Genomic DNA, 13,239 nt, shown 5'->3' with positions numbered 1-13,239 from the left:
ATGCCGGGTGCAGCCGGACCTCCGTGCCTCGGCGAGTCGAGGCGCTGGGTGACGTCCACGCCGCGGAGGCCTCACTACCCGCGAGTAGTCGCAGTGATCTAGGTTACGGGCAGCAGGACCGCCGCAGTCACGGCACTTTTCCCAGACGACCCAGACGACCAGAGACGCCGAGGGAGCCCGATGCCCGTCAACAACGACACCACCTTCATCGACCGGATGCCGAAGAACTGCGCAGTGCAGTTCCTCGACCGGGTGGCGACGTCGGGCCCGCGTGAGGCGTTCCGATTCCCGCGTGGTGAGTCCTGGGAGTCGATGACCTGGAGTCAGGCCGGCGAGCTCGTCGAGCGTCTGGCTGCAGGCCTGCTGGCGATCGGGCTCGAGTCCGAGCAGCGCGTCGGCATCGCCTCGGGCACGCGCTACGAGTGGATCCTCGCCGACCTCGCCGTGATGTGTGCTGGTGGCGCGACCACCACCGTCTACCCGACGACGAACGCCGACGACACCGGCTACATCCTCGGCGATGCCGAGTGCCGTGTCGTCTTCGCCGAGGACGACGAGCAGATCGCCAAGCTCGTCGAGCAGGAGGCCAACCTCCCGCTCATCACCAAGATCGTGACCTTCGACGGCACGGCCGACGGCGACAAGGTCATCGACCTCGACGCGCTCGCCGCGCTCGGCGACGAGTACCTGGCCTCCAACCCCGACGCCGTCCGTGCGACTGCCGAGGCCATCAGCGGCGACCAGCTCGCCACCCTGATCTACACCTCCGGCACCACGGGGCGCCCCAAGGGCGTGCGCACGCTGCACAAGGCCTGGGTCTACGAGGGTGAGGCCATCAAGTCCCAGGGCATCCTCGACGAGAGCGATCTGCAGTTCCTCTGGCTGCCGATGGCGCACTCGTTCGGGAAGGTGCTGCTGTCCACGCAGTTGGCCTGCGGCTTCGCGACCGCGATCGACGGCCGGGTCGAGAAGATCGTCGACAACCTGGGCATCGTGAAGCCCACGTTCATGGGCGCCGCCCCGCGCATCTTCGAGAAGGCGCATGCGCGCATCGTCACGATGCAGGCGGCCGAGGGCGGGCTGAAGGAGAAGCTCTTCCTGCAGGCGTTCAAGGTCGGCATCGCGGTGGACAAGCTGAAGGCCGCGGGCAAGTCGGTGCCGCTGCCCCTGCGTCTGCAGCACGGCCTGTTCGACAAGCTGGTCTTCAGCAAGGTCCGCGACCGCTTCGGTGGCCGGGTGAAGTTCTTCATCTCCGGCTCCGCCGCGCTCAACGCCGAGATCGCCGAGTGGTTCCACGCCGCGGGCATCCTCATCCTCGAGGGCTACGGCATGACCGAGAACGCCGCCGGTGCGACCGTGAACCACCCCGACGCCTACAAGATGGGCACCGTCGGCCAGGCGTTCCCGGGAGCCGAGGTGAAGATCGGCGAGGGCGACGAGGTCCTCCTGCGCGGCCCGCACATCATGGCCGGTTACCACAACAACGAGGAGGAGACCGCCAAGGCGATCGACGCCGACGGTTGGCTCCACACGGGCGACAAGGGCTCGCTCGACGCGGACGGCTTCCTCACGATCACCGGCCGCATCAAGGACCTCTTCAAGACCTCCGGCGGCAAGTACATCGCCCCGTCCTCGATCGAGGCCAAGTTCAAGGCGCTGTGCCCGTACGCGAGCCAGTTCATGGTCTTCGGCAACGACCGCAACTTCGTGGTGGCGCTGATCACTCTCGACCCCGACGCGATGGCCGGCTGGGCCGAGGAGAACGGCATGGCGGGCGCGGACTATGCCGACGTCGTGGCCTCGGCCAAGGTGCAGGCGATGGTCGGCGAGTACGTCGAGGAGCTCAACGGGCGCCTGAACCGCTGGGAGACCATCAAGAAGTGGGAGATCCTGCCCGCCGACCTGACGATCGAGTCCGGTGAGCTGACGCCGTCGATGAAGGTGAAGCGCAACGTCGTCGAGGCCAACAACAAGGGCCGGATCGACGCGTTCTACTCCTGACGGTCTCTCCGTTCGGTCACACCGCTCTCACAGGAACCGCACAGAGCACCGGCTCACGCTGGTGTCATGTCCAGTGAGCGAATCCACGACCATGACGACCACCGCGAGGGCCTGAGCTTCGACCTGCCCGCGATGCAGGACAAGGGCATGGTCCGGCGGACCTGGGGGCGGCGCGGGGTCTTCGGGCTCATGGGGGGCCTCGGCGCAGCCGCCCTGGTCGCCTGCCGCGCGGACGACACGACGTCGGCGGTGTCCGACACCGGGCCTGGCGGCACACCGCCTGCCGGTGGCCCGGGCGGTGGGGGCGGTGGTGGGATGTCGCCCTCCCAGGACGGCCTCGACGAGGGCGACATCCCCGAGGAGACCAACGGCCCCTACCCGGCGGACGGCACCAACGGGGTGAACGTCCTCACCGAGTCCGGCATCGTCCGCAGCGACATCCGCTCCAGCTTCGGTGACTCCAGCGGCGTCGCAGCGGGTGTGCCGGTGACGATCGCGCTGAAGATCTTCGACAACAACGCCGACGGCATCACCCCCTACCCGGGTGCCGCGGTCTACCTGTGGCAGTGCGACCGTGACGGGTTGTACTCGCTGTACTCCGCGGGCGCGGAGGACGAGAACTATCTGCGGGGCGTCCAGGAAGCGGCCGACGACGGCTCACTGACCTTCACGAGCATCTTCCCGGCCTGCTACGAGGGCCGCTGGCCGCATCTGCACTTCGAGGTCTACGGATCCCTCGACGACGCGACGAGCGCCTCGAACAAGTTGCGGACCTCCCAGATCGCGTTCCCCGCCGACATCTGCAGCACCGTGTACGACACCGCCGAGGGCTACGAGAGCTCACAGACGACGTTCTCACGGGTGAGCCTGGACACCGACGGGATCTTCAGCGACGGCTACTCCCTCCAGATGGGCAACCTGACCGGCTCGGTCGAGGAGGGCTACACCCTCACGCTCAACGTGCCGGTCTGACCTGGGACGGCCCGCGTTCGGGTGGCGGATGGGAGGATGAGCGGGTGCCGTCCACGTTCCCGCCCGGCGACGCCGCACCTCTGGACGGGTCGTTGCCCGCGGAGGCGCTGGCCGAGGTGGGCGACCGGACGTTCTCCTTCTACCTGCACGTGCCGTTCTGCGCGGTGCGGTGCGGCTACTGCGACTTCAACACCTACACCGCCGACGAGCTCGGCCCCGGTGTCTCGCGGGCGAGCTTCGCGGCCACGGCAGCGCGCGAGGTGCGTCTGGCACGCGGCGTGCTCGGCGATGTCGAGCTGCCGGTGTCCACGGTCTTCGTCGGCGGCGGGACGCCGACGTTGCTGCCGTCGGCGGACCTCGGGGCGCTCCTGTGCGCCGTCCGTACCGAGGTTCGGGCTCGACGATGACGCGGAGGTCACCACCGAGGCCAACCCGGACTCGGTCACCCGCGAGTCGCTGGCCGCCCTCCGCGAGGCGGGGTTCACGCGCGTCTCGCTGGGAATGCAGTCCGACGTCGGCCACGTGCTCCGCGTGCTCGACCGCACCCACGACCCCGAACGGGTGCCGCGCGCCGTCGAGTGGGCGCGTCAGGCCGGGTTCGACCAGGTGAGTCTCGACCTGATCTACGGCACGCCGGGAGAGTCGCTCGCCGACTGGGAGCGCTCCCTGCGCGCTGCACTCGACTGCGCGCCCGACCACGTCTCGGCCTACGCCCTGATCGTGGAGGACGGCACCGCACTCGCCCGGCAGGTGCGCCGGGGGGAGATCGCGGCGCCGGACGACGACGACCACGCCGACAAGTACCTGCTCGCCGACGACCTGCTCGCAGCCGCGGGCCTGGAGTGGTACGAGGTGTCGAACTGGGCGCGTGACGATCGCGCCCGGTGCCGTCACAACCTGGCCTACTGGCGCGGGGGCGACTGGTGGGGCGTCGGGCCGGGAGCGCACTCCCACGTCGGCGGAGTCCGGTGGTGGAACGTCAAGCACCCCGCCGCGTACACCGAACGCCTCGACGCCGGGCACGCGCCGGTGCACGCCCGCGAGATGCTCGACGGCGAGACCCGACGCGTCGAGCGGGTGCTGCTCGAGATCCGGTTGCGTGACGGCCTCCCGCTCGGCGTCCTCGACGACGAGGGGAGTGCCGCGGTCGGGTCGCTGGTCGACGACGACCTCGTCGCGATCGAGCGCGACCGGCTCGTGCTCACCACGCGCGGCCGGCTGCTGGCCGACGCCGTCGTGCGCGCGCTGGTCTGACGTACGCATCACAGCCAGGCGGACGGCGCGCCTGACCGGGTACGTCGGGGTGCAGGCCCTACGGTCGGCGCGTGGACCGTTACGGGAGGGACGTCCTCGACACCGACTGGCGCGCACCCAAACGCGGGCGCGCCGTCGAGACGCCGGCAGAGCTCGGCGCCGTCGTGGAAGAGGTGAGCACGGACTGGTGCGGTGAGATCGTCGCGATCGATCGCGACCTCCACACGCTCACCCTGGAGGACCGGCGCGGTCGTCGGCGTACGTTCCCGCTCGGTGCGGGCTTCCTGCTGGAGGGCCGCCCGGTCATCCTCACCCGGCCGGTACGCACGAGCGCGCCGGCCAAACCCTCGCGGACGGCGTCCGGCTCGGTCGCCGTCCACGATGCCAAGGCCCGGGTCGCCCGAGCCTCGCGCATCTTCGTCGAGGGCCGCCACGACGCCGAGCTGGTCGAGAAGGTGTGGGGTGACGACCTGCGCATCGAGGGGGTCGTCGTCGAGCTGCTGGAGGGCGTCGACCACCTGCCCGAGGTGATCGCCGAGTTCGCTCCCGGTCCGCAACGCCGCGTCGGGGTGCTCGTCGACCACCTCGTACCGGGGTCGAAGGAGAAGCGGATCGCCGATCGCGTCGTCGGCCCGGACGTCCTCGTCGTCGGGCACCCGTTCATCGACATCTGGGCCGCCGTGAAGCCCGAGCGGCTCGGCTTGGAGCAGTGGCCGCAGATCCCGCGCGACATCGAGTGGAAGCGAGGCATCTGCGCGGCCCTCGGATGGCCGCACGAGACCCAGGCGGACATCGCCCGTGCCTGGAAGCACATCCTCTCGCGGGTGGACTCCTTCGCCGATTGCGATCCGGCCCTGCTCGGCCGTGTCGAGGAGCTGATCGACTTCGTCACCACCACCGGGTGAGGGTCTCGACAGGCTCGACCACCGGTGGTGCGGTCATCGAGCTTGTCGAGATGCGGTGAGGGTCTCGACAAGCTCGACCACCGGTGGGGGGGGGCTCGACAGGCTCGACCACCGGTGTGACTCAGAGCAGAGGCAGCCGCTTCTGGCTCCGCGGCAACGTCTCGTAGATGCGGCGCACGGCGTGCTGGAGGTGATCCGCAGGCCACGGCCACTCGACGCCGGGCGTGGCGAGCGCGCCATCGACCGGGACGCCGCGGCCGGCCAGGTCGCGCACGATCTCGGCGAACACCCCGATCTCGGCACGCTGGTCGCGCATGAACTCGGTGTCCACCACGGCGCCGTGGCCAGGCACCACGGTCGTCGCCGACGTCGTCAGACCGAGCACGACGTCGAGCGCGAGCGGCCATTCCAGCGGATGCGAGTCCGGTCCGAAGTCGGGAGGCCCTGACTCCTCGACGAGATCCCCGGCGAAGATCACGTCGGCGTCGGGCACGAACACCACGGCGTCGCCGTCGGTGTGGGCGCGGCCGGGATGGACCAACTCCACGTGACGGTCGTCCAGGTCGATCACCGCTGCCGAAGAGAAGGTCGTGTCGGGCGCTGTCACCGTGCTGCGGGCGACCTCGGGCCAGCGTGGATGCGCGCGACCATGGTCGGTCTCTCCGGGATCGAGCGACGCCGGATCCATCTCTGCGATCGCTGCAGCCGCAGCCTCGTGCGCCCGGATGGGCACGGGGCCGAACTCCTCGCGCATCGTGGCGTTGCCGAGGCAGTGATCGAGGTGAGCGTGGGTGTTGACGACCTCGACGACCGCGCCGAGCCCGAGTGCGCGCACGTCGTCGAGCACGGTGCGGGCAGCCTCCGCCGAGGCGTGGGTGTCGATCAGCACGAGCCCGCGCGACCCGGCCACCACGCCCACGTTGACGTCGAACCACGGGTAACGGGCCGCGAAGACCCGGTCGGCGACCTCGACGAACGGCATTCGCGCACCCTAGTGGTGTGCTGTCACCCCGCCATCGCTCGGGGAGAGGTGAGCCGAGTCAGCAGAGACCGGCGTGCAAGCGCTCGCGCAGCAGGTCGCCGAGCTCGTCCGTCGAGCGCGCGGTGTGAGCGAAGTCGAGCGAGGTGGCGTGCGCACCGCTGGTGTCGACCCACTGGATCTGCACCGAGCGCGGGTTGAGGTCTCGGAGCGAGACGCCGATGACCTCGGCCAGCCGGGTGCCCGTGATGGTCGAGACGGCGCGCCGCAACTCGTCCTGATGGCAGGAGTTCGCGTGCTCGGTGGAGCGCTGCAGGAAACCGCGGTTGAGCGCGTGGGCGGGGGAGGCGAACTCGTCCAGCGACACTCGGACGCCGAGCCCGCGCTCGTCGACGTCGAGCAGGAAGGACGTCGTGGTGTCGCGCTCGGCGGTCCTGGTGAGCATGACCATGTCGACCTCGAGCTCGACACGCTCGCGCACGTCCTCGCAGCAGTCGCATCGGTCATCGCCGCGATGCACCAGGAACCCGCCGAGGCTGAGGGTGGCACCACGATCAGAGGAGCCGACCGGGCCGAGCCCGCTCTCCAGCACGAGGAGGGCTCGGCGCCGGTCGGCTGCGGCACGGCCCAGCGCCGTGCCGGGGGCACACGAGAACACCGGCACCCCGCCGAGGTCCTGCATGCCCAGATCGTCGGCGTCGGCGAGCACGTCGTCCACGCCCTCGACCACCAGGTTCACCCCGGCCGGGCAGGCCAGGATGCTGCGGGCCGCAGCCGCGAGCCGGGTCGGGTCCGAAGTGGTGCGAGTGGGGTGGTGCAAGGACGTCATCGCGTGAACTCCTCCGCGTTAGTAAGGCAAGCCTAACCTATCACGATCTCCGCGGACGTCCAGTGCCGCGTGATGTGGATGACGTCGCCCTCGTGACTCGTCGACGGCGACCTGGGATCTCCGGATCCGGGCGGTAGGCTTGGCACTCGTTGTTGGTGAGTGCCAACCAGCCCCGGGCGGGGCGATCGACGACGGCGAGGAGGCGGCGATGCAGGAGGACAGGCGGTTGGCCGTGCTCCGCGCGATCATCGAGGACTACGTCGCCACCGAGGAGCCGGTCGGCTCCAAGACGCTGGTGGAGCGGCACGGCCTGAACGTCTCGCCGGCCACGGTGCGCAACGACATGGCCGCCCTCGAGGAGGAGGGGTATCTCGCGCAGCCGCACACCAGCGCCGGCCGGGTCCCGACCGACAAGGGCTATCGCCTCTTCGTGGATCAGCTGGCCACCGTGAAGCCGCTCAGCGCCGCGGAGAAGCGTGCGATCCAGACGTTCCTCGACGGCGCGATCGATCTCGACGACGTGGTGCAGCGGTCGGTGCGGCTGCTCTCGCAGCTGACCCGGCAGGTCGCCGTCGTGCAGTACCCCACGCTGTCGCGGTCGACAGTGCGGCACGTCGAGCTGGTCGCGCTCGCCCCCAACCGTCTGCTCGTGGTGCTGATCCTCAGCACGGGCCGTGTCGAGCAGCGTGTCGTCGAGCTCGGCCAGGACCTTCCCGAATCCGACCTCGCCGAGCTCCGGTCCCGATTGCTGCTGACCTGTGTCGGCCAGGGGGTCGGCACCGCCGTCGACGCCTTGGCGGCGGTCTCGGAGTTCAGCCGTCCCGAGGCGAGACCGGCAGCCGAGGGCGTGGTGGCAGCGCTGGCCGACGCGATCCTCGACGAGCGCTCGACCGAGCGGATCGCCGTGGGTGGAACGGCGAACCTCGCGCGCTACGGCGACTCCTTCGACTCTGCCGTGCGCCCTCTCCTGGAGGCCCTGGAGGAGCACGTCGTCCTGCTCCGGCTGCTGGGCGAAGCCACGACGGGCGGCGCGGTCACGGTGCGGATCGGAGCCGAGGGCCCGATCCAGGAGCTCGCCTCCACCAGCGTGGTCGCGACCGGGTACGGGCCAGGCGCCCAGTCGCTGGCCACGCTCGGCGTCGTCGGACCGACCCGGATGGACTACCCGAGCACGATGGCGGCGGTGCGCGCCGTCGCCCGCTACGTCTCGCGGATCCTCGACGAGGGTTGATCCACGCCGGCGGCCCCGACCGCCACCAGACACTGCATCGAGTGAAGACGAAGGACGCAATCTCGTGAGTCAAGACCTGTACGACCTGCTCGGCGTGGACCGTGACGCGGACGCCGACAGCATCAAGAAGGCCTACCGCCGGCTCGCACGGCAGCTGCACCCCGACGTGAACCCCGACCCGGAGAGCCAGGAGAAGTTCAAGGCCGTCTCCCAGGCCTACGAGGTGCTGAGCGACCCCCAGAAGCGGGCTTCCTACGACCGCGGCGGCGACCCGTTCGGCCAGGGCGGTTTCGGTCAGGGCGCGGGCTTCTCGTTCACCGACATCATGGACGCGTTCTTCGGCGGCGCTGCCGGCGGCAACGGGCGGGGCCCGCGTTCGCGCGTGCGGCGCGGCCAGGACGCCCTGATCCGGATCGAGATCGATCTGGCCGAGGCGGCCTTCGGCGTCGCACGGGAACTCAACGTCGACACCGCGGTCACCTGCACGACGTGCACCGGTTCCGGTGCGGCGTCCGGCTCCCACCCGGTGCCGTGCGAGACGTGCCGTGGCCAGGGCGAGGTCGCGCACGTCCAGCGGTCCTTCCTCGGCGAGGTCCGCACGCTGCGGCCATGTGCGGCGTGCCGGGGCTTCGGATCGATCATTCCCGAGCCCTGCCGCGAGTGCGCCGGCGACGGCCGGGTGCGCGCGCGCCGTTCGCTCACCGTGAAGATCCCGGCAGGGGTCGACACCGGCACGCGCGTCCAGTTGGCCGAGCAGGGCGAGGTCGGGCCCGGCGGTGGGCCTGCCGGCGACCTCTACGTCGAGATCCAGGTGCTGCCGCACGAGACCTTCACCCGTCACGGCAGCGACCTTCACACCACGGTGACCCTGCCGATGACGGCGGCGGCCCTCGGCACGACCGTGACCCTGCCGCTGCTCGAGGCCGATGTCGCCGATGCCGCCGAGAGCGAGCTCGAGACCGACTTCGATCTGGAGGTCCGTCCCGGCACGCAGTCGGGCACCGAACAGGTGCTCCGCGGGTTCGGTGTGCCCGGGCTCCGCGGCGGCCGCGGGGACCTGATCGTCACGGTCGTCGTCGAGACGCCCACGCGCCTGGACCCGCGGCAGGAGGAGCTGCTGCGCGAGCTCGCCGCGATCCGCGAGGAGGAGCGTCCCGACGGGCAGGTCAAGGCGCAGCAGAAGTCGGTGTTCGGCCGACTCTTCGGTCACTGATCGCCAGGTCGATCACCAGCGATGTCGCTCCCGACCCACCTCGTCCCCGATCTCGACGGCGTCCGAATCGGCGACCTCGTCACGGTCGACGGCGAGGAGGCCCACCATGCCGTGGCGGTGCGACGTCTCCGGGTGGGGGAGCAGGTCCTGCTGACCGACGGCGTCGGCCACGTCGTCGTCGCCGAGATCACCCACACCGCGAAGCGCACGTTCGACGCTCGCGCCCTGCAGGTGCGCCAGGACGCCGCTCCGCTGCCGGCGGTGACGGTGGTGCAGGCGCTTCCGAAGGGCGACCGCGGTGAGCTCGCCGTCGAGGTGCTGACCGAGATCGGCGTCGGCCGGATCATTCCCTGGGCCGCGGATCGATCGGTGGCCGTCTGGCGCGGCGAGCGGGCAGAGAAGTCGCACGCGAAGTGGCGTTCGACCGCGCGCGAGGCCGCCAAGCAGGCACGCCGCAGCTGGCATCCGGTGGTCGACGCACTCGCGACCACGACCGAGGTGGCGGCCGTGATCGCCGAGGCACCCACGGCCGTCGTCCTCCACGAGAGCGGCACCGCCCGCCTGGCCGACGTCGGGCTCGGCCACGGCCCCTTCGTGGTCGTGGTGGGTCCCGAGGGCGGACTGACCGCCGGCGAACTCGAGACCTTCGCCGAGGCCGGTGCGGTCACGGTGCGTCTGGGCACGGAGGTGCTGCGCACCTCGACCGCCGGCGTCGCGGCGGTCGCCGCGCTGCTGAGCCGTACGAACCGGTGGGCCTGAGCCTGACGTCAGTCGGTGATGCGAGGCTCAGGCCAGACGAGAACGCGCGGCACGCGCTCGGCACGGGTGCGTCAGGAGACCGTGAAGACCTTGGTGTCCTCGAAGGGTCCGGGACCTTCGCCGTCCGACGGGTCGTCGGTGCGTGCGATGAAGGTGTACTCGCCCGGCGCCAACGTGGAGACGTCGACCTCGCTCGTCCAGGGGTAGAGACCGTCCATCCAACCCTCGGCGGTCGAGAAGCCGTCGAGGACGACGGCGTCGTCGGCGTCGCGGATCTCCCACGGCACCGTGGCCTCGAACGAGCTGGCCAGACCCTCGGCGGTGAAGGTGCCCGACAGCGTGGCTCCTGACTCGGGCACCGTGATGTTGACCAGGCTCAGCACGTCGAGCTGGTCCGCGGCCTGGACGCCGGTGTCGGTCGGCTGCTCGAAGAGCCGCACCGGGGTTCCGTCGACGGTGACCAGCACGGGGTCGCGTTCCTGGTCGGTGCCCTGCAGCGTGTAGACCAGCGACTGGACGGCGAGCGCCGCGTCTCCCGGACTCATCGCCTTGTCCGAGGTCATGGAGTCCTCGTCGAGCTCGACGACGAAGCCGGCGTCGGTGTGCTCGATGGAGTCGATCGAGATGCCGCCGAGCAGCGTGCGGTAGTCGGGGTCCAGCGCGTCGCCGTCGACCAGGAGCTCGGCGGCCTCCTCCAACGGGTCGTCGGCGTCGACGCGGCGGAACTCACGCGCCAGGCGCGCGCCCATCGGGGTGTCGGTGACGAAGTACACCGGTGCCACCACGGTGCTGTCGCCACCGCCGGTCGCGTTCTCCGACGCGGACGGCGTCGGCGAGCCTGACGCGCTGTTCGACGGCGACGTGGTGCCGCCGTCGGTGGCGGTGGGCTCGGTGTCGTCGCCGCACGCGGTCAGGACGGCGAGAGCGAGCGGCAGGCTGAGCGCCGCCGTGGCGGTGCGAATGGAGGTACGCATGGCTCCATAGTCACAGCCCGGCGGGCAGGAGTCCGCGACGACGCGGTGCGTGTCGGGCAGCTGTCGTCTCGATCGTCCCGGGCCCGCCGCCCTTCGGACCGCGCCGGGCGTGCACGACACCGATCGCCGTCCACCTCGCGCCGGTCCAGCGGCTGCGCGGCTGCGACGGTCCGAGGCCGGTTGCAACCTTCGCGGGCGGCGGTGCGTCTGGGGGGTGTTCGCGACCGCGACCACACCCGGCTCAGACCAGAGGAAACACCATGACCGCCGTTCACCCGCCCGCCACCGTGCTCCGTCGTGCCGCGGCCCGCACCGGATCGCTCGGCGCGATCGCCGTACTGGGCTTCGGGCTCGGCGCCGGCGCCGCCATCGCCGCGCCGCCGTCCGGTGTGCCGGTCAACGAGCAGGTCGCCCTGGTCAACGGCAGCGACGCCCAGCACGGTGGCAAGAGCCGGGCGAGCTCGTCGGCGTCGGTCACCTCCTACGACGGTCGCTGGGTCGCGTTCTCCACCGACGCCGCGCTGGTGCCGTGGGACCGCAACGGCACCGACGACGTCTACCTGCGCGACACCCAGGACCGCATCACCATCCTCGTCAGCGCTCGTGGCCGGACCGTCGGCAACGACGCGAGCTTCGAGCCGACCGTGTCCGGTGACGGCCGCTTCGTGGCCTTCACGACCATGGCGACGAACCTCGTCGAGGGCACGGGCTCGAAGTACCTGGACGTCGTCGTGCGCGACATGTACGCCGCGCGTGGCGGGATCACCCTCGCCTCCGTCGACCAGCGTGGTCGAGTGCCGGGCGGCAAGGCGGGCGGCAACAGCTTCGCTCCCGTGATCTCGGGCAACGGCCGCTTCGTCTCGATCCAGACCTTCGCTCGGCTCGCGCCGACCGACCGCGACCGCACCGAGGACGTCTACGTCCGCGACCTGCGGCGTGGGCGGACACAGCAGGCCTCTCTCGCGCCGAAGACCGGCAAGGACATCGTCGGCAACATGCTCAACGGCGACATCAGCGACGATGGTCGCCTCGTCACCTTCGGCCAGGACCGGCAGCTCTGGGTCCGGGACCTGGTGGCGGGCACGACGCGGGAGGTCCATCGTGAGCCGGGCCGGGCGCCGTGCCAGCCGGTACCCGCCGGCAGCGCCGGTCGTCCGACCATCTCGGGCAACGGCCGCTACGTCGCCTTCAGCTCGTGTGCGGCCTACCTGCCGGGCGACCACGCGATCCCGCAGATCTACCGTCTCGACCTGCGCACCCAGCGGGTCGTCCAGGTCACCGACGGCGAGTCGGAGAGCTACCTGCCGAGCCTGTCGCGCTCGGGTCGCCACCTCGGGTTCGGGTCCGCCGCAGGCGACCTCGTGGCCGGTGACGACGAGGGACAGCCGGACGCCTTCGTGAAGGACCTCGCGACCGGAGTGGTGCAGCGGGCATCGCAGGGGCCCACCGGTGCGGGCGGGACGACGTGGAGCGCGACGTCGTCGGTGGCGATCAGCGGCGACGGCCACACGCTGGTCTACGAGTCGTACGCCCAGAACTTGGTGCCGGGCGACGCCTCCGACCAGATGGAGGTCTTCGCCTGGCGGGACGGCACGCAGCCGACCCCCGATCGCGACTGAACGGGCTGCTGCCGTGGTTGGCGGGTCGACCAGGGCTACGGTGGCGGACGTGAGTGACTCCGACTGCCTGTTCTGCAAGATCGTCGCGGGTGCGATCCCGGCGGAGGTGGTGCACAGCACCGAGCGCACGGTGGCCTTCCGCGACATCAACCCGCAGGCGCCCCTGCACGTGCTCGTCGTTCCCCGTGACCACTACGCGAACGCGGCAGAGACGGGGGGGGCGGGGCCCGGCCCCCCCCCCGAGCCGCGCCGCCCCCCCAGCTGACCCGCGCCGCCGACGCCATCGCGACCGACGCGGGGTACGCGGGTGCGTACCGCCTGGTCTTCAACACCGGCGCCGAGGCCGGCCAGACCGTCTTCCACGCCCACCTCCACGTGGTCGCCGGACGCGACCTGACCTGGCCGCCGGGCTGAGGCCGCGCGCAGGAACTCGGTAGGCCCCGTCGGCGGTGCCGCGTAGCATGGAGACCTCATCTCCGCACGGAAGGCCGCCCCGGCCGGGG

The 13,239-nt window shown here is 71.0% G+C and carries 14 protein-coding genes; 11 read left to right on the top strand and 3 right to left on the bottom strand.

Annotated elements, in window-relative coordinates; genetic code table 11:
- Positions 1-180: 180 nt before the first annotated feature.
- From KSO97_RS05590 to KSO97_RS05575, 5 genes are all read left to right on the top strand, one after another.
- Positions 181-2,001: a long-chain fatty acid--CoA ligase gene (locus KSO97_RS05590; protein ID WP_232677022.1), complete on the top strand. Its 1,821-nt coding sequence runs from the start codon at positions 181-183 to the stop codon at positions 1,999-2,001.
- A 66-nt stretch (positions 2,002-2,067) separates the two neighbouring features.
- Entirely contained in the window at positions 2,068-2,973 is a 906-nt protein-coding gene (locus KSO97_RS05585) for a 3,4-dioxygenase subunit beta (RefSeq protein ID WP_232677020.1), read from the top strand.
- A 44-nt stretch (positions 2,974-3,017) separates the two neighbouring features.
- Positions 3,018-3,380, top strand: a complete 363-nt coding sequence (locus KSO97_RS18225) for a radical SAM protein (RefSeq protein ID WP_308188260.1) — start codon at positions 3,018-3,020, stop codon at positions 3,378-3,380.
- Complete coding sequence (locus KSO97_RS05580; RefSeq protein ID WP_308188259.1) at positions 3,262-4,227, top strand: coproporphyrinogen-III oxidase family protein; 966 nt, start codon at positions 3,262-3,264, stop codon at positions 4,225-4,227. The genes KSO97_RS18225 and KSO97_RS05580 overlap by 119 nt, the downstream gene beginning before the upstream one ends.
- A gap of 71 nt (positions 4,228-4,298) precedes the next feature.
- Positions 4,299-5,132 carry a DUF3097 domain-containing protein gene (locus tag KSO97_RS05575; protein ID WP_232677019.1) on the top strand — a complete coding sequence of 278 codons (834 nt, stop codon included), beginning with the start codon at positions 4,299-4,301 and terminating at the stop codon, positions 5,130-5,132.
- A 121-nt stretch (positions 5,133-5,253) separates the two neighbouring features.
- Here the strand turns inward: KSO97_RS05575 and KSO97_RS05570 are convergent, their stop codons facing one another.
- Together KSO97_RS05570 and KSO97_RS05565 are read right to left on the bottom strand one after the other, a co-directional pair.
- Positions 5,254-6,114, bottom strand: a complete 861-nt coding sequence (locus KSO97_RS05570; protein WP_232677018.1) for an MBL fold metallo-hydrolase — start codon at positions 6,112-6,114, stop codon at positions 5,254-5,256.
- A 58-nt stretch (positions 6,115-6,172) separates the two neighbouring features.
- Positions 6,173-6,940, bottom strand: coding sequence for a hypothetical protein (locus KSO97_RS05565; RefSeq protein ID WP_232677017.1), 768 nt, complete (start codon positions 6,938-6,940; stop codon positions 6,173-6,175).
- A 208-nt stretch (positions 6,941-7,148) separates the two neighbouring features.
- Between KSO97_RS05565 and hrcA the strand changes: the two genes are divergently transcribed.
- From hrcA to KSO97_RS05550, 3 genes are all read left to right on the top strand, one after another.
- Positions 7,149-8,171: a heat-inducible transcriptional repressor HrcA gene (gene hrcA, locus KSO97_RS05560; protein ID WP_232677016.1), complete on the top strand. Its 1,023-nt coding sequence runs from the start codon at positions 7,149-7,151 to the stop codon at positions 8,169-8,171.
- A gap of 64 nt (positions 8,172-8,235) precedes the next feature.
- Positions 8,236-9,384: a molecular chaperone DnaJ gene (dnaJ, locus tag KSO97_RS05555; RefSeq protein ID WP_232677014.1), complete on the top strand. Its 1,149-nt coding sequence runs from the start codon at positions 8,236-8,238 to the stop codon at positions 9,382-9,384.
- A 21-nt stretch (positions 9,385-9,405) separates the two neighbouring features.
- On the top strand, positions 9,406-10,143 hold the full coding sequence (locus KSO97_RS05550) for a 16S rRNA (uracil(1498)-N(3))-methyltransferase (RefSeq protein ID WP_232677012.1): 738 nt from the start codon (positions 9,406-9,408) through the stop codon (positions 10,141-10,143).
- Positions 10,144-10,214: 71 nt separating this feature from the next.
- Here KSO97_RS05550 and KSO97_RS05545 read toward each other — a convergent pair whose 3' ends face one another.
- A complete protein-coding gene (locus KSO97_RS05545; protein WP_232677010.1) occupies positions 10,215-11,117 on the bottom strand; it encodes a Gmad2 immunoglobulin-like domain-containing protein in 903 nt (300 codons plus the stop codon).
- A gap of 260 nt (positions 11,118-11,377) precedes the next feature.
- Here KSO97_RS05545 and KSO97_RS05540 point away from each other — a divergent pair, with 260 nt between their 5' ends.
- From KSO97_RS05540 to KSO97_RS18220, 3 genes are read left to right on the top strand one after another with little or no spacing between them, the layout of a single operon-like run.
- A complete protein-coding gene (locus KSO97_RS05540) occupies positions 11,378-12,736 on the top strand; it encodes a hypothetical protein (protein WP_232677009.1) in 1,359 nt (452 codons plus the stop codon).
- Positions 12,737-12,785: 49 nt separating this feature from the next.
- Positions 12,786-13,001: an HIT domain-containing protein gene (locus KSO97_RS17815; RefSeq protein ID WP_308188258.1), complete on the top strand. Its 216-nt coding sequence runs from the start codon at positions 12,786-12,788 to the stop codon at positions 12,999-13,001.
- Positions 12,998-13,150, top strand: a complete 153-nt coding sequence (locus tag KSO97_RS18220) for an HIT domain-containing protein (RefSeq protein ID WP_308188261.1) — start codon at positions 12,998-13,000, stop codon at positions 13,148-13,150. The genes KSO97_RS17815 and KSO97_RS18220 overlap by 4 nt, the downstream gene beginning before the upstream one ends.
- Positions 13,151-13,239: the final 89 nt, after the last annotated feature.

This window comes from Nocardioides sp. R-C-SC26, from assembly GCF_021246465.1.
Classification (GTDB): Bacteria; Actinomycetota; Actinomycetes; order Propionibacteriales; family Nocardioidaceae; genus Nocardioides.
This window is presented reverse-complemented; position numbering and strand designations above follow the sequence as displayed.

Bases quoted from the DNA above. Each gene is read 5' to 3' on its own strand.
- KSO97_RS05580 (WP_308188259.1), top strand. From the start codon at position 3,262: ATGTCGAGCTGCCGGTGTCCACGGTCTTCGTCGGCGGCGGGACGCCGA.
- KSO97_RS05540 (WP_232677009.1), top strand. From the start codon at position 11,378: ATGACCGCCGTTCACCCGCCCGCCACCGTGCTCCGTCGTGCCGCGGCC.
- KSO97_RS05565 (WP_232677017.1), bottom strand. From the start codon at position 6,940: ATGACGTCCTTGCACCACCCCACTCGCACCACTTCGGACCCGACCCGG.
- KSO97_RS05550 (WP_232677012.1), top strand. From the start codon at position 9,406: ATGTCGCTCCCGACCCACCTCGTCCCCGATCTCGACGGCGTCCGAATC.
- KSO97_RS05585 (WP_232677020.1), top strand. From the start codon at position 2,068: ATGTCCAGTGAGCGAATCCACGACCATGACGACCACCGCGAGGGCCTG.
- KSO97_RS05545 (WP_232677010.1), bottom strand. From the start codon at position 11,117: ATGCGTACCTCCATTCGCACCGCCACGGCGGCGCTCAGCCTGCCGCTC.
- hrcA (WP_232677016.1), top strand. From the start codon at position 7,149: ATGCAGGAGGACAGGCGGTTGGCCGTGCTCCGCGCGATCATCGAGGAC.
- KSO97_RS05590 (WP_232677022.1), top strand. From the start codon at position 181: ATGCCCGTCAACAACGACACCACCTTCATCGACCGGATGCCGAAGAAC.
- KSO97_RS05570 (WP_232677018.1), bottom strand. From the start codon at position 6,114: ATGCCGTTCGTCGAGGTCGCCGACCGGGTCTTCGCGGCCCGTTACCCG.